The 15773-nt window shown below is 74.5% G+C and carries 11 protein-coding genes and 1 pseudogene; 7 read left to right on the forward strand and 5 right to left on the reverse strand.

What is annotated here, in order from left to right:
* Nucleotides 1-475: 475 nt before the first annotated feature.
* Nucleotides 476-1414, forward strand: coding sequence for a cobalamin biosynthesis protein (locus tag ABZ234_RS29560; RefSeq protein WP_355014190.1), 939 nt, complete (start codon nt 476-478; stop codon nt 1412-1414).
* On the opposite strand, the gene ABZ234_RS29565 is transcribed toward ABZ234_RS29560, so the two are convergent.
* Nucleotides 1393-1905 (reverse strand): hypothetical protein, encoded by a 513-nt coding sequence (locus ABZ234_RS29565; RefSeq protein WP_267948551.1) that lies wholly within the window; start codon nt 1903-1905, stop codon nt 1393-1395. The genes ABZ234_RS29560 and ABZ234_RS29565 overlap by 22 nt on opposite strands.
* Nucleotides 1906-2236: 331 nt before the next feature.
* On the opposite strand from ABZ234_RS29565, the gene ABZ234_RS29570 reads away from it, so the two are divergent.
* The 3 genes from ABZ234_RS29570 (at nt 2237) to ABZ234_RS29580 (ending at nt 6924) form a co-directional block, all read left to right on the forward strand.
* Nucleotides 2237-5167, forward strand: a complete 2931-nt coding sequence (locus tag ABZ234_RS29570) for a penicillin acylase family protein (RefSeq protein ID WP_355014191.1) — start codon at nt 2237-2239, stop codon at nt 5165-5167.
* 173 nt (nt 5168-5340) lie between these two features.
* Nucleotides 5341-5805, forward strand: coding sequence for an NfeD family protein (locus tag ABZ234_RS29575; RefSeq protein WP_267948553.1), 465 nt, complete (start codon nt 5341-5343; stop codon nt 5803-5805).
* Nucleotides 5806-5841: 36 nt separating this feature from the next.
* The gene (locus tag ABZ234_RS29580; protein WP_355014195.1) at nt 5842-6924 is read left to right on the forward strand and encodes an SPFH domain-containing protein; all 1083 of its coding nucleotides are present in this window, start codon (nt 5842-5844) and stop codon (nt 6922-6924) included.
* Between the two features lie 65 nt (nt 6925-6989).
* Here ABZ234_RS29580 and ABZ234_RS29585 read toward each other — a convergent pair whose 3' ends face one another.
* Both ABZ234_RS29585 and ABZ234_RS29590 read right to left on the reverse strand, forming a co-directional pair.
* Nucleotides 6990-8021 carry a hypothetical protein gene (locus ABZ234_RS29585; RefSeq protein WP_355014192.1) on the reverse strand — a complete coding sequence of 344 codons (1032 nt, stop codon included), beginning with the start codon at nt 8019-8021 and terminating at the stop codon, nt 6990-6992.
* Nucleotides 8022-8466: 445 nt separating this feature from the next.
* Nucleotides 8467-9126, reverse strand: a pseudogene (locus ABZ234_RS29590) (serine/threonine-protein kinase); the annotation flags it as partial.
* A 486-nt stretch (nt 9127-9612) separates the two neighbouring features.
* Here ABZ234_RS29590 and ABZ234_RS29595 point away from each other — a divergent pair.
* Nucleotides 9613-9900 carry a DUF6504 family protein gene (locus tag ABZ234_RS29595; RefSeq protein ID WP_267948555.1) on the forward strand — a complete coding sequence of 96 codons (288 nt, stop codon included), beginning with the start codon at nt 9613-9615 and terminating at the stop codon, nt 9898-9900.
* 164 nt (nt 9901-10064) lie between these two features.
* Here the strand turns inward: ABZ234_RS29595 and ABZ234_RS29600 are convergent, their stop codons facing one another.
* Nucleotides 10065-10655, reverse strand: coding sequence for a GNAT family N-acetyltransferase (locus tag ABZ234_RS29600; RefSeq protein WP_344181133.1), 591 nt, complete (start codon nt 10653-10655; stop codon nt 10065-10067).
* A gap of 191 nt (nt 10656-10846) precedes the next feature.
* Between ABZ234_RS29600 and ABZ234_RS29605 the strand changes: the two genes are divergently transcribed.
* Nucleotides 10847-11455, forward strand: coding sequence for a DinB family protein (locus tag ABZ234_RS29605; RefSeq protein WP_344181135.1), 609 nt, complete (start codon nt 10847-10849; stop codon nt 11453-11455).
* 80 nt (nt 11456-11535) lie between these two features.
* Here ABZ234_RS29605 and ABZ234_RS29610 read toward each other — a convergent pair whose 3' ends face one another.
* Nucleotides 11536-12627, reverse strand: a complete 1092-nt coding sequence (locus ABZ234_RS29610) for an N-acetylmuramoyl-L-alanine amidase (RefSeq protein WP_355014193.1) — start codon at nt 12625-12627, stop codon at nt 11536-11538.
* A 584-nt stretch (nt 12628-13211) separates the two neighbouring features.
* Here ABZ234_RS29610 and cobT point away from each other — a divergent pair.
* Nucleotides 13212-15668, forward strand: coding sequence for a nicotinate-nucleotide--dimethylbenzimidazole phosphoribosyltransferase (cobT, locus tag ABZ234_RS29615; RefSeq protein ID WP_355014194.1), 2457 nt, complete (start codon nt 13212-13214; stop codon nt 15666-15668).
* Nucleotides 15669-15773 lie beyond the last annotated feature (105 nt).

The following is a 15773-nucleotide window of genomic DNA, read 5'->3' on the forward strand; positions in this document are numbered from 1 at the left end:
GGGCGGGGACGGCCGGTGGACCTACGGTCGGGCTGGGCCCGTGTCGTGGTGCCGCTGGCGTCCTGGGCAGACATTCTAGGGTATACGTGCGATGTCGCCCACACCTGGTCAAAGTCTGACCAACTACGGTGATTCGTAGTTGCTTCTCGTTACCACGCGGGTTCCACCAAATCGGTTGCTATGGGCCTCGTGCACCACGTTACCGGTGATTAACTCCGGGTGCGGTGCTGCGCTGCTGGCGTTTCGCGAAGTCCTGCGGGGTGTGTGCCGCGGTGCGGCGGCTGTGGCGGTTCAGAAGATCCACCACTGCCCCAGCAGGACCGACAGCGATACCCAGCCGACAAGCACCGGAGTCTCCCTCGCCGTCGACTGTAAGGTGCCCTGGGTGTATGGGCGAATACATTGCGTGGCAAACACATGTTTGCCTCGGTTTGGTGTCCGTTGGGGTTGCCGTTGACGCGGCTAACGTGGTCGGGTGCGATCTCTTGGACTGACGGCGGGGTTCCTGCTCGACATGGTGGTGCCCGACCCGCGGCGGGGGCATCCGGTCGCCCTGTACGGGCGTGCGGCGGGGCGGTGGGAGAGGGCGGTCTACCGGGACTCGGTCGCCTCCGGCGCTCTGTTCGCGGCCGGGGCGGTGACGCCCGTCGTGGGTGCGGGGCTCCTCCTGGAGGGAGCGCCGGCGACGGCGGCCGCGACCTGGGTCTCCCTGGGCGGGAGCATGCTGGGGCGCGAGGCCGGGCGGATCGCCGACGCCCTGGAGAGTGGAGACCTGGAGCGCGCGCGTGCACTGCTCCCGAACCTGTGCGGACGGGACCCCTCGGGGCTCGACGCGGCCGGGGTCGCGCGGGCGGTCGTTGAGTCGGTCGCGGAGAACACCTCCGACGCCGTCGTGGGCCCCCTGGTGTGGGGCGCGCTGGGAGGGGTGGCCGGGGTGGCCGGCTTCCGCGCAGTGAACACGCTCGACGCCATGGTCGGCCACCGGAGCCCGCGCTACGAGCGGTTCGGCGCGGCCTCGGCCCGCCTGGACGACGTGGCCGGGTGGGGGCCCGCCAGGCTGACCGCGGTGCTGGCCGCGCTGGCGGCGCCCGTTGTCGGGGGCAGCGTACGCGAGGCGTGGCGCGTGTGGCGGCGGGACGGCGGCCGGCACCCGAGTCCCAACGCGGGGCAGTGCGAGGCCGCGTTCGCCGGGGCGCTGGGAAGGACGCTGGGCGGGGCCAACGTCTACGCCGGACGCGAGGACCGGCGGCCCACGATGGGGGACGGCCCCCCTCCGGGGGTCGGGGACATCCGGAGGGCGGTCCGGCTGGCGAAGGCGGTCGGCCTGGGCGCGCTCGCCGTGGCGGCCGCGACGGCGGCCGCCACGGACCGCGCCGGTCGGGGCCGCGGCGTTCAGGCGAGGTTGCGGGCGTAGTTCACCTGTTGGTGGATCTGGCCCACCACCGCCGGATGGGTCACCAGGATCGACGTCGTGTAGTGCTTGTCGTGCCCCTGCACGCTCACCTGGACGTGGCCGGTGGTCTTCTGCTCCTTGACGAGCAGGAAGAGGAGGCCCAGCAGGCAGGTCCACCAGAACACGAGGATCGCCACGACGACGGCCCAGGTGGGGGTGGTCCTCTCGGTGCGGCTCATGTCGTTCACCGTCCACACCGTCCCCCTGATCGGGAAGCGCCCGATCGGGGTGATCACGGTGCTCTGGGAGAACGCGATCTCGCCGACGGTGCCGAGCGGGACCTCGGCTCCGGGCGGGGGCTGCTGCCCCATGGGCTGGTAGCCGCCGGTGGGGGCGCCGTACGGCTCGATCACCCCGCCGTGGTGCTGTTCGGGGGGAAGCCCCCAGCCGGGGGTCTGACCGTCGGGCTGGTGCCAGGGCTCGCCCGGGCCGGGGTCGGGGTACTGGTTCATGCCGCGATTGTGTCAAAGCCCGTGGGGGACGAGGACGGGGACGGCGGATCCGGTGTGCTCCCGTTCCCCGTCCCGCGCGCCGACAACCGGGTGGGCACCGGAACCCGCGGCGGCCGGTGGCCGGTTGTGGCCACGCCGCGGCGCCCGGTCCGCCCGGCGGGGCGGATCCCCCCGGGGGTTTGCCCTGCGTGTGTCGCCGGTCACTCCAAACCCCGGATGTGCTCGTTCCGCTGGCCGGCCCGCGCGCCAAACATGAAACTCTTTCGCAATTTCCTTACCCGTGCGTAACATTCGCTGATCCATCGCCCGCACCCCCAGGTGGTGACAGCTCTTGTTCCCCTCACTCCGCCGACGGCTACGCACCGGCGCCTCGGGCCTCGCGCTGGCGGTGACGGCCGCCACCGCGGCCGCCCTCCCCGCGTCCCCGGCCCTGGCCGAACCCGAACCCCTCGCCGACTACTGCGCTCCGCAGGGATGCCGAGACATCCTTCCCCCCGGCCAGAACGGCAGCGCCACACTGGTCGAGATCCTCGGCCACCAGGTCTTCGGGACGCGGCCCGAGCACTCCTCCAGCCAGCTGGACATGTACGACAACCTCGTCCACCACTACGACGGACTCACGGAGGAGGGGCTGGACGACTTCTTCGTCGACGCCTCCTTCGGGGTCGACCCCGGCGACGTGGACCGGCGGTACCAGCCGCGCGAGGACGTCACCATCACCCGGGACAAGAGCCACGGCATCCCCCACATCGAGGGCACCACCCGCGAGGGCACCATGTACGGCGCCGGGTACGCCGCGGCGGAGGACCGGCTCTTCCTCATGGACGTGCTGCGCAGGGTCGGCCGGGGCGAGCTGACCTCCTTCGCGGGCGGGGCGGAGGGCAACCGCGGACTCGAGCAGGACCTGTGGCGCACCGCCCCCTACACCGAGGAGGACAAGCAGGCCCAGATCGACCGGGTCGCCGCCGGGGGAGAGCGGGGAGAGCAGGCGCTCGCCGACGTCGACGCCTATCTCGAAGGGGTGAACTCCTACATCGAGGAGGCCGACAGCGGCCGCTACTTCCCCGGCGAGTACGTCCTGACCGGGCACAAGGACGCGATCACCAACCGCGGGGAGATCGAGCCCTTCACCCCCACCGACGTGGTCGGCATCGCCGCCATGGTCGGCGGGATCTTCGGCGGCGGTGGCGGCGGCGAGGTCCAGGCGGCCGTCGTCCTCGCCAACTTCCAGGACCGCTACGGGGCGGAGGAGGGCGCCGAGCTCTGGCGGGCCTGGCGGATGGAGAACGACCCCGAGGCCGTGGTCAGCGTGGAGGGGGAGTTCCCGTACACCGGCACCCCCGAGTCCCCGGTCGGCGAGGTCGCGCCGGACCCGGGCTCCGTCGAGCCCTACGACATCGTCCACGACGAGCACGGATCGGCGGCGAGCGGTGAGACCGCGGAGGCGCCCGCGCCGCTCGCGGACGCGGTCGGGGGGCCCGAGGACGGAGCCGACGCCCCCACCGTCGAGGACCTGCCCCGGGAACAGCGGGACGAGCTGGAGCAGATGGTCGAGGACGGCGACCTGTCGGCCGCGGAGGGCGTGTTCGACGAGGGGGTGCTCCCCGAGGGCTTCATGGACCCGCGCGGCATGTCCAACGCGCTGCTCGTCTCGGGCGAGCACACCGAGAGCGGCAACCCGGTGGCCGTGATGGGCCCCCAGACCGGCTACTTCTCACCGCAGCTGCTCATGCTCCAGGAGCTCCAGGGGCCGGGCATCAGCGCGCGCGGCGCGTCGTTCGCGGGTGTGAGCTTCTACGTCCAGATGGGCCGCGGTGTCGACTACGCCTGGAGCGCCACCTCGGCGGGCCAGGACATCACCGACACCTTCGCGGTCGAGCTCTGCGAGACGGACGGCTCCGCCCCGAGCACCGCCTCGCGCGCCTACGTGGACACCTCGGGGGACTGCACCGCGTTCGAGGAGCTGAGCGTCACCAACGAGTGGTCGCCCACCGTCGCCGACGGCACCCCGGCGGGCGGGTACACGATGACGTCGCTGCGCTCCGAGTACGGGCTCGTGCAGTCGTTCGCCACCGTGGACGGGGCCCCGGTGGCGTTCACGTCCCTGCGCTCCACGTACATGCGCGAGGTCGACTCCATCATCGGTTTCCAGCGGTTCAACGACCCGGGCGAGGTCACCTCGGCCGAGACCTTCACGGAGGCCGCCGGCGACATCGGCTACGCCTTCAACTGGCACTACGTCGACGACGAGGACATCGCGTTCATCAACTCGGGCGCGAACCCGGTGCGCGTCGAGGGCACCAACCCCAACCTGCCCATCGACGCCTACTCGGCCGCGGGCTGGTCGGGCTGGGACCCGGCCACGAACAGCGCCGACTACCACCCCCAGGAGGACCACCCGCAGGCCGTCGACCCGGACTACATCGTCAACTGGAACAACAAGCCCGCGCAGGGCTACACCTCCGGCTGGTCGACCGGATCGGTCCACCGCGGCGACCTGCTCGACAGCCGGGTGGCGGCGCTGGTCGGCAGCGGGCACGAGTTCACCACCGCCTCCCTCACCGGCGTCATGATGGAGGCCGGGGTGGCCGACCTGCGCGCGCAGGAGGTCCTCCCGCTGATGCTGGAGGTCATCGACTCGGCCCCGGTGGAGGACCCGGAGCTGGCCGCCGCCGTGGAGGAGCTGCGGCTGTGGAACGAGGCGGGCTCGCTGCGCCGCGAGCCCCACCGCGACGCGGGGTACTACTCGTACGCCGACTCCATCCGCACGCTCGACGCGTGGTGGCCCCTGCTGGTCCGGGCGCAGTTCGAGCCGGAGCTGGGAGAGGACCTGTACACGCAGCTGACCAGGGCCGCCCAGACCGACGAGTCCCCCTCGGGCGCCACCGGCGGAGGAACCCCGGGAAGCGTCAACCAGGGGCAGCCGCACAAGGGCTCCTCGTTCCAGTACGGCTGGTGGTCGTACGTCGACAAGGACCTGCGGTCCGTCCTCGGACAGGAGGTCGAGGGGTCGCTGGGCGGCGCCTACTGCGGCGGCGGCGACCTGGACGCCTGCCGGACGGTCCTGCTGGACACCCTCGCCGAGGCGGCGGCCACCCCGGCGGGAGAGGTCTACCCGGGCGACGACCACTGCCCGGCGGGCGACCAGCTCTGCGCCGACACGGTGATCCACCAGGCGGTGGGCGGTATCGGCATGTGGCCGATCGCCTGGCAGAACCGGCCGACGTACCAGCTCGTCTACCAGTTCTCCGGCGGACGGTAGGACGGGCGGGGCGGACGCGGTCCGCGGTGACCCTGAGCGGGTGTCACCGGGGGCCGCGTTCGCGTGTCCGTGACGGGACCGCCGCCACGGATACCCGGGCCGGATCGCGTGCTTCGCCGGGCTTGTATGGGTAGCGTAAGGAATACCCGGAACGAAGGGGGAGGGTCTCAGGAATGGATGCCTGGTTGATCTGGCTCGTCCTCGCCGTCGGCCTGGGAATCGTCGAGATCCTCACACTGACCTTCGTCCTGGGGCTCCTGGCTGTCGCGGCGCTGGTCGCGGCCCTGCTCGGCGCCATCGGACTCCCGGTGGCCGCGCAGATCATCGGGTTCACCGCGACCGCGGCGGCGGGCATCTACCTCGTGCGCCCGCTCATGCGGCGCCAGCTGAACAGGGGGCCCGACGCCCGGTCGGGCGCGGAGGCCCTCGTCGGGCGCTCCGCCGTCGTCCTCCAGGAGGTCGACGGCGACAGCGGCAGGATCAAGCTCTCCGGAGAGGAGTGGTCGGCACGGTGCATTGACGAGGACCTGGTGATCCCGGTCGGCGCACGCGTCGACGTCGTGGAGATCGACGGAGCCACAGCCGTGGTCTATCCGCGCGAGGCCCTGCCAGGGGGCGCACCCGAGCACACGTCCTGAACCGCAGCCACGACCCCGAGGTCAGGTGCTGACATGATCGATCCGGCCATCCCCCTCATCATTCTCGCGGTCCTGTTCGTCGCGATCGCCCTGACCGCGATCCGCATCGTCCCTCAGGCGAGGGCGTACAACATCGAACGCTTCGGCCGCTACATCCGCACGCTCGGCCCCGGCCTGAACTTCATCATCCCGGGCGTCGACCGCGTCAACTCCAAGTTCGACCTGCGCGAGCACGTGTTCAGCTCGCGCCCCCAACCGGTGATCACGCAGGACAACCTGGTGGTCAACATCGACACCGTCCTCTACTACCAGATCACCGCGCCCAAGGCGGCGGCGTACGAGGTCGCCAACTACATCCAGGCCATCGACCAGCTCACGGTCACCACCCTGCGCAACGTCATCGGCTCCATGGACCTCGAGCAGACGCTCACCTCCCGCGAGGAGATCAACACCCGCCTGCGCGGGGTCCTGGACGACACCACCGGCAAGTGGGGCATCCGCGTCAACAGGGTCGAGATCAAGGCGATCGACCCGCCTCCCACCATCAAGGAGGCGATGGAGAAGCAGATGCGCGCCGACCGCGACAAGCGGGCGGCCATCCTGCACGCCGAGGGCGAGCGGCAGTCCCGCATCCTCAAGGCGGAGGGGGCGCGGCAGCAGGCCATCCTGGAGGCGCAGGGCGAACAGCAGGCCGCCATACTGCGGGCCGACGGCGAGGCCAAGGCGATCGAGCGCGTGTTCCAGGCGGTGCACGCCAACGACGCCGACGCCAAGCTGCTCGCCTACAAGTACCTGGAGACCCTGCCGAGCCTGGCGCAGGGCGAGGGGAACACGTTCTGGGTCATCCCCGGTGAGTTCACCGAGGCGGTCAAGAACGTCAGCCACGCCTTCGCCGGCGACGCGGCCGACCGCAAGCCGTCCACGGAGAAGGGCCACGGCGGCGAGGAGGGCGGGCCCGCCCGGATCGGGGCTCCCGACCCGGCCCGGTCCTCGTCCGCCCAGGCCGCCATGGACGCGGCGGAGGCCGCCGAACGGGCCGTGGCGGACGCCCGCGACGACGTGCGCCGGGCCGGCGCGGGCCTGCCGGGATCGCCGCCGGAGCCGCGCGGGGAGGACTGAACCCGGGTTCACCCGGCCCCGGCAGAGGGCCCCGGTGCGGGGGCGTGCCGCCCGGCGGCGCGCCCCTACCCCTCCTCGGTGACCTCGCCGAGGTAGAAGTCGGTGAAGAGCACGCCGAGGGGCTCGTTGCCGGGCCCGGGGCGGGTGACGACGCCGACCTGGCGGCGGTCCCCGGCCTCCTCCCCGTCGTCGGGCAGCGGGGTGTCGTCGACGGTGGTCAGCACGTGTTCGTCGTTGACCCACATCGACAGCTCCATGCGCTCCCCCTCCCCGTCCTCCGCGTCCTCGCCGTAGTACTGGCAGGAGAGCGTCACCGTGTTGGTCGGCACCGTGTCGGCCTCGAAGACGTAGGGGCGGTCCGGGTCGTAGTCGCCGTCCCGCACCTCCTCGTCGAAGAGGGGGTAGGGCTCGAACCCGGAGACCTCGGTGGTCTCGGCGAGGGTGCGGTCGCCGTCCTCCTCGTTCATCCGGCGGATCTCCGCGCGCCTGCCGTCGTAGCGGAGCAGGGCCTCGTAGTGGGTGCGGTACTCCTCGCCGTCGTTGTCCCAGCACCGCACCCCGAACACGGCCTGTTCGGGGCCCTCGACGACGTAGGCGGTGGAGCTGACCACGACCCTGTCGGGGAGCACGCTCTCGGTGGTGATCGCCGCTTTCGTGCCGCGGCTGACGTAGGTGCTGGTCCCGGGGTCGTGCTGGAGGAGGTAGCCGCGCTCCTCCTGCCAGTAGCCGTCCTCCGTGCCGGGGTCGTAGACCGAGCCCCAGTCCGGGTCGGTGGTGAAGTCGATCTCGTAGAGGGAGACGGTGGGCGGCACCTCCTCGGAGCCGTTCAGCAGGACGGCCCCGCCGACGGCGGCGACGAGGACGACCGCGGCCGCGGCGGCGCCGATCGCGACCGTCCTGCGGCGCCCGCCCGGGTTCGGGCGGGCGCCGGCCGCCACCGGGCCCACGGGGCCTCCCGGTCCGCCGGGGCCGCTGAAGTTCGCCTGCTGCGTGCCGGGGCGCCGGTCGTGCGGAGGGAGGGAAGGGCCTCCCGGGCCCGGCGGCGGGTAGTGGCCGGGGAGGTTCTGCCCCCGGCCCGGGGGCTGGTTCGGGTACACGGCCCGGTGTCCCTGGGCCGGCTGGGGGCCGGACGGCGGGTGCCCGCGCCCGTCGGGCATCTGCCGGGTCGGCGGGGTCCGGTCCGGGGGGACCTGCTGGGTGGGCGGCACCGGTCGAACCGGCGGCTGCTGCGCGTGGGGGTCCTGGAAGGGGTGGGCGCCGGCGGTCCCCGGCCGCAGGGGACCCCCGGCCTCGGAGGGCTGTCCGCCGGGGGGTGTGGCGGGGCCCCGGGGGGGCGGCCCCGCCTCCGGCCGGTCCGTTGTGCGCGGGCCCGGCGCCGGTCTCCTGCGGCGGCGCTCCGACCACGGGCACACCGCTGGGCGGGGCCCAGGAGTCCGTGATGGTGCGGCGGACCTCCGCCTCCTCCGGTTCCGCCTGACCGGTCAGGCGCGCCAGGATCTGCTGGGAGGACGGCCGGTTGGCGGGGTTCTTGTCCAGGGTCGCCCGGACCAGGTCCAGCAGGGCCGGGTCGAGGCCGTCGAGGCGGGGCGGCGCGGAGGAGATGTTGTGGAGGACGGCGGGCACGGTGGCCGCGTCGAAGGGGGTCCTGCCCGTGCCGGAGAAGGCGACGAGGCAGCCCCAGGCGAAGATGTCGGCGGCCGCGGTGGCCTGCTCCCCGAGGAGGAGTTCGGGGGCCATGTAGGACGGGGTGCCCATGAGCTGGCTGGAGCGGGTGACCCCGCCGCCCGCCTCGTCCAGGGCGCGGGCGATGCCGAAGTCGATGACCTTGGGGCCCACGGGGGAGAGCAGGACGTTGGCGGGTTTGAGGTCGCGGTGGACCACCCCCGACCCGTGGATGGCGGTGAGGGCGGCGGCCACGCCCAGGGCGAGCCCCTCGAGGGTGCCGCCGCCCATGGGCCCGCCCGAGCGGATCGCCTCGTCCAGGTTCGGCCCCGGCACGTACTCGGTGACGATGTAGAGGGGTTCGCCCTCCAGCCGGGCGCCGAGGACCCCGGCGGTGGAGAAGCGGGCGACGCGGCGGGCGGACTCGACCTCGCGTGCGAAGCGGAGGCGGAAGGACTCGTCGTCGGCCAGGTCGGGATGGATGAGCTTGACGGCCACGGACCGGCCGGAGGGGTCCTCGGCGAGGTACACGGTGCCCATGCCGCCGCGCCCCAGGCGGCTCACGATGCGGTGGCCGTCCAGTTCGCGCGGGTCCCCCGCACGCAGGGGTTTGCCGCTCTCGTGTCCGTTCGACGTCACAGTAGGGGGTCCCTCGTAGTGGCTCGTGTGTTGCGCGCCTGACAGCGTACCGAGGCCGACACGCCGACGCGTTCTGAACTGGTTCGGCGCTCGGCCGATCCGGGGCGGGGCCGGACGCCGAACGCGGTGGTGGGGAGGGCCGGAGGTCGACCGGGGTGTGTCCCGTTCGGGTGGCGGCCATCGAACAGTGCGCCGACGGCCCGGTGCTCGCGCCGGGGTTCCGCGCGGGGCCGGACCGGTCGTCACATGGGGGGATGCGGAACTTCCCGAAACAGTTCCACGGGGCCGCTGATTTCGCTAGGATTAGAACACATGTTCGACACTCGTCCGCGACTTCCCCACGGGTGGGTGTCCCGGCGACATGCGTTGGGGCTCAGGAGGCGGATGATGCTGAGGGGAAGTGTCGTGGGACGCTACTACGGGGCGGAGGTCACCGTCGTCGAGGATGACGGGCGCCCGGCCCGGTTCACGTGGAACGGCAGGGTGTACGGCGTGCGCAGGATCCTCGACCACTGGGTCACGCTGCGTATGGACTGGACGCCGGTGAGCGGGTCCCAGGTGCCCGAGCGCAGGCACTGGAGGGTGGAGGCGGGAACGTCCCGGTCCCAGGGCGTGTACGAACTGCGCCACGACACGGCCAGCGGGACCTGGCTGCTCTCCCGCGTGTGGGGCTAGGGCCTCTCGCGCGGACGCTCCCGGCCGGCCCGGCGCCCGCGCGGATCCGGACGGGCGGCCCCGCGGCCGTCCGCCCGGGGGCGGTCGGCGCGGGCGGGTCCGGGGGCGTCCGCCCGGGCGCGGTCCGCGCGGCGGGAGGCGGCCCGACGCCCGCGTGCCCGGGGCTACAGGCCGTCGGCGCGGACCAGGTCGGAGGGCAGGAGGCTGTACACGGCCAGGTCCGTCCGGCCCTCGTGCAGCGGCATCGCGCTCCGCTCGACGCCCTCGAAGGTGAATCCGGCCTGCTCCGCGACCCGGCGGGAGCCGGTGTTCCCGGTGCCCGCCTTGATCTCCACGCGGAGGAAGCCCTGGTCGACCGCCCAGCGGGAGACGGCCACGGCCGCCTCGGTCGCGTACCCCCGGCCGCGGCCCCAGGGGGACACCCAGTATCCGACCTCGGTGTTCATGGCGGGCCACAGGGTGCGGACCAGGCCGATGGCGCCCACCAGGCGGCCCGACCCCTTCTCCACGACGGCCCACTGCTGGCCCTCGCCGCCGGTGCGCATCCCCGGGGCGACCTCGCGGCACCACTGCTCGGCGTCCTCGCGGGTGTAGGGCCGCCCGGGGCCGGGGATCGGGATCCACCGCTGGAGCTCGGGGTCGGTGCAGCTCGTGTGCACGTCGTCGATGTCGGCCTCGACGAACGCGCGCAGGCGCAGGCGTTCGGTCTCCAGGATCACGGACGGCAGGATCGGGTGCTGCTGGACGGTGGACATGCCGCTGTTCCCCCTCGACATCGGTGCGGAGTGCGCTCACGATACGCGCCCGCGAGGAGCACCCGGGACCGGTCCGTGCCGGTCACGCCCGCGCGCCGGGTGCGGGCTCCCCCGCGCGGGCCGGTGGTGCGCAGAACAGTCCTCGGCCCCGCCCGTCCGGGCGGGGCGCCCCTCATGAAAGGCGTTGCCGTATGACCGCGACAGACCCCCGCCCCGAGCTCCTGCGCTACCTCCGGGGAGCCCGGGAGGCCGTCCTGTGGAAGCTGGACGGACTCTCGGAGTACGACGTCCGCCGACCGGTGACACCGACCGGGACCAACCTGTTGGGCCTGGTCAAGCACCTGGTCGCCGTCGAGTCGGACTACCTGGGGACGGTGTTCGGCCGCCCCTTCGGGGAGCCGGTGCCCTGGGCCGACCCCGACGCGGAGCCCAACACGGACATGTGGGCCACCCCCGACGAGTCGCGCGAGTACATCGTGGGCCTGTACAGGCGGGTGTGGGCCCATGGGGACGCCACGGTCGCCGAGCTGGGGGCGGACGCGGTCGGCCGCGTCCCCTGGTGGCCGCAGGACCGGGCCGAGGTGACGGTGCGGCTGGTCCTGGTCCACCTGATCGCGGAGACCGACCGGCACGCGGGGCACGCCGACATCCTCCGTGAGCTCATCGACGGCGCCGCCGGGCTGGCGGCCGGAGGGGACAACCTGCCCGCCGTGGACCGCGCCTGGTGGGAGGGGTACCGGGACCGCCTGGAACGCGCGGCGCGCGAGGCGGGCGCCGCGGACGGCCCGCCCCTGGGGTGAGGCGGGCGGCGCGGTCCACCGGAACGCGCCGGAGGGGCCGCACCGCCCGGCTCGTGTTCCCCGCCGCCGCGGACCCCGGCCTAGGAGGGGCCGCCGACGACGCGGTCGCGGATCGCGGTGTCGAAGGCCTCGGCGAACGCGTTGCCCGGGCACTCGGTGTCCAGCCAGTCCCGGTGCCGCGAGATCGCGTCGCCCGGCGTGACGGCGCCCGTGACGGGGTTCACGTACCCGATCCTCTCCGACGGGTCGACGCCGGTCACGGCGCACAGCAGGCGCAGCACGGCGACGAGGGAGTCCTGGGCCGCGTCCGTGGGCAGCTCCTCGGTGAAGTCGCCGAGCAGGCACACCCCCACGTTGCCGTGGTTGAAGCCGAACGCGTGCCCTGCGGTCACCGCGCGCGCCCGGCCCGGGGACGGGACCCCGGAGAAGACGGGCACGCCGTCCCCGCCCGAGTGGCGTCCCTCGTAGACCGTCCCCTCCGGGTCGATGAGCACGTGGTAGCCGATGTCGCCCCACGCCTGCTCGACCGCGTGCAGGTAGTGGACCGCCCGCACGTCCGCCGCGGGGTCGTCGCCCGTGGGCATGGCGGTGTGGTGCACGGTCAGCGCCTGCACGGGGTGGAACTCGGGGGCCCACAGGTCCTCACCCTCCTCGCCGAAGCGCCACGACTCGTCGGCGCCCCAGCCGGCCCGGGTGCGGAAGGGGACACCGGCGCGGGCGGCGGAGGAGCCGGGGGACAGCGTCACCCGCCCGGGCCCGCCGAGGCGCAGCTCCTCGCCGTCGGTGAGGTTCACGGCGGCGGTGCGCCCGCCGGGCCCGGCCTCGTAGCCGGTGGCGCCCTCCGGCGCGCGCACCAGCGCGGCGGCGGACGGCTCGCGGTCGTCACGCCCCCCGGTGTGCAGGTGGACGGGGCGCCACGGCCCGAGGCCGTCGGCGGTCTCGAAGCGGATCGCCGTGTCCCTGCCGCCGGGGGCGCCGGTGACCGCCACCATGTCGAAGCGCCTCTCCGGCCTGACCAGTCCGGCGGAGGAGGAGCGCTCGGCCAGGACCCGCGGGGCCGTGCCGTCGGACGCGGTCCCGGCGAGGGCGGGGCGGGGTGAGGGCAGAGCGGTCCCCAGCGCGGCCAGGCCGGCGGCGGCGGTGGCCCTGGTGAGGAAGGTACGCCTGTGCATCGTGTGTCCATTCCGTTCGGATCGGTCGGTTCCGGATCGCACCCGCCGGGGGCAGGGGGAGTGCGCACACCCTGGCACAGACGGCTTCCCGCGGCACGCGTGACAGGACGGAGGACGAGGCCGAGGACGTCTTCGGCGGGCAGGATGTCTGACATGTCGTCCTGTGCGTGGTTCTCGGACGTGGCGGAACGCGGCGTCCGTGAAGAGGGCGGGCGGCCCCGGGGGCGCCGGACCACCGGCGGCGCCCCGCCCCGCGCGGAGCTGCGCCACCCACGGTGACGCCGAGGTCGGCGACGGGCTCCCGGACTTCGCCGTAGACGCCCGCGGCGGCGCTCCACCGGACCGGCCCGGGCGCACACGCCCCGGCCCGGGACGGAAGGGGAGTGGGACCCCGTACCCCCCGCGTGCCCGCGCGGTCTCTGGCACAGTTGGTGGTGACTTGGGGACCCCGGCGACGGAGCCGGGGCCGACCGTCCGGGTCCGGGGAACCCGTTCGCGGGGGACGAACACCGCGGACTACGCTTACCGGTCTGCGCCGGAGCAAGCGGAACGGGCAGTCGACACACCTCTCTCGGGGAGCGATCATGACCAACGATGACCGCGGGGACGCCCGGAGCGGCGGGGACGGCGAACACGAGCCGCCCCGCTGGAGGAGCGGAAAACCCGCTCCAGGGCTCGGTTCCCGCATCGGCGGCCTGCTGGACGGGCTCCCCGAGAGCGGACGCGGCACCCAGGCGCGTGCGCCGCACGCGGCGGGAGGGCCGGCCAACCCGTTCCGGCTCCGGGAGCCCGCGCCCCCGCAGCCCCCGCCGCGACCTGAGGCGGGGGAGCCGGTGCCGCAGGGCCCGCCCCCGGAGGAGCCCGGGGCCGAGGACCCGGCGGAGCCGCAGCCGGGAGCCCCAACCGAGGACGTGGCGGACCGGCACACCACCGCGCCCCGGGAGGCTCCCGCCGCGAGCGAGCCCTCCCCGGACATGCCCCCGCCCTCGGGACCCCCGCTCCGGCCCAACGTGATCCCCCTCCGGGGCGAGCGGGCCGCGGAGCCGGCCGCCACCGGGCCGCACGACCCCGCCGGGCCGACCACGAACCACGGACACGCGGACCAGCACCCCGCGACCACCGAGCCGGAACAGGGCATGTACGCACACGAAGCAGCCGCGCCCCCTCCCGGGCCGCAGCACACCGGGCCGTCACGGCCCGCCTCCGACCCGGCCCGGGCCCGATCGGCCCCCGCACCGGCGTCCGCCGGGACCGGGGAGCCCCGGGACCCGCGGGCGCACCCGGAACCCGAGGGGGCGGGGGCCGACCCCCGGCCGGCCCCCGCCTTCGACGACGCCGAGCGCGCCGCGGTCTACCGCGCCCTCCGCGGGCGGCACGACGCCCGGACGCGCTTCCGCCCCGACCCCGTCCCCCACGGCGTGCTCACCCGGGTCCTCGAAGCGGCCCACCAGGCGCCGAGCGTGGGCCACTCGCAGCCCTGGGACTTCGTCGTCGTCCAGGACCCCGCCCTGCGCTCACGCGTGCGCGACCTCGCCCTCGCCGGGCGCGAGGCCCTGGCGGACGCACCGCACGGAACCCGCGCCCTCGACGGGGCCGAGGTCGAGGCCGTCCTCGAGGCGCCGGTCAACATCGCCGTCACCGTCGACCCCGCCCGCGGCGCCCACCACGTCCGAGGCCGCCACGCCAGGCCCGAGAGCGCGTCCCACGCCGCGGCGCTCGCGGTGGAGAACCTCCGGATCGCCGCCCGGGCGGAGGGCCTCGGCGTCGCCTGGGTGGGCCACGTCGACGCACCCGACATCGCCCGCGCCCTCGAACTCCCCTCGTACCTCGGCGTGGTCGCCTACCTCTGCGTCGGGCTCGTCGAGGAGCCCCCCGCCGAGCCCGAGCCCGCCCCCGCCGGCTGGGCGGACGAACGCCCCCTCTCCTGGGCGGTGCACCACGACCGCTACGGCCACCGAGGTCTGCCCGGCCAGGAGCCGACGAGCCTGCTGGAGGAGACCATCACCGCCATCGGAGCGCTGGACACCCGGGTGCTGGAGGAGGCCCGGGACCGGCAGGACCGGATGACCAAGCCGCCGGGCTCCCTCGGGGTCCTGGAGGACATCTCGGTGCAGCTCGCCGGGCTGGCCGGGGAGTGCCCCCCGCCGATCCCCGAGCCCGCCGCGGTCGCCGTCTTCGCGGGCGACCACGGGGTGCACGCCCAGGGGGTGACCCCCTGGCCCCAGGAGGTCACCGCCCAGATGGTGCACAACTTCCTGGAGGGGGGAGCGGTCGTCAACGCCCTCGCCAGGCAGGTGGGGGCCGGGGTCACGGTGGTGGACGTCGGCGTCGTCGGCGACCTGCCCGGAGCCGCCGGGCTGCTGCCCCGCAAGGTCGCGCGCGGCACCGCGGACTTCACCCGGGGGCCCGCGATGACACGCGAGCAGGCCCTCCAGGCCCTGGAGGGCGGCATCGAGGTCGCCCGCGACCTGGTGTCGGCAGGCAACAGGTGCCTCGTCACCGGTGACATGGGGATCGCCAACACGACCCCGGCGGCGGCCCTGGTCTGCGCCTTCACCGGGGCCGACCCGGCGCGGGCCACCGGCCGGGGCACCGGCGTGGACGACGCCACGTTCGAGCACAAGGTCGACGTGGTGCGCCGGGCCCTGGCCGCCAACCCGGTCGACCCCGCCGACCCCATCGGCACCCTCGCCGCGCTGGGCGGGCTGGAGCACGCGGCCCTGGCCGGGTTCGTGCTGGGCGGCGCCGCGCTGCGCGTTCCGGTCCTGTTGGACGGGGTCATCGCCGGGTCGGCCGCCCTCGCCGCCGCGGCCATCTCGCCCGAGGCCCTCGGCGCGTGCTTCGCCGGGCACCGCTCGAGCGAGCCCGGCCACTCGCTGGCCCTGGACCACCTGGGGCTGCGCCCCCTGGTCGACCTGGAGCTGCGCCTGGGCGAGGGCTCCGGCGCACTGCTGGCACTCCCCCTGCTCCAGGGCGCCGCGCGGGTCCTGCGCGACGTCGCCACCTTCGACGACGCGGGCGTCTCCACCGCCCACGCCTAGGGTGCCGAGGGGCCGGTCCGCCGAGGGGACGGCCCCGAGGCGGGCCGGCCCCGGGGTCCCGGGCGCCCCCCCCGGCGGGCCCCCCGCGCCCGCCCCGGGGGCGCC

This window comes from Nocardiopsis sp. NPDC006198 (genome assembly GCF_040613895.1).
Lineage (GTDB): Bacteria > Actinomycetota > Actinomycetes > Streptosporangiales > Streptosporangiaceae > Nocardiopsis > Nocardiopsis tropica.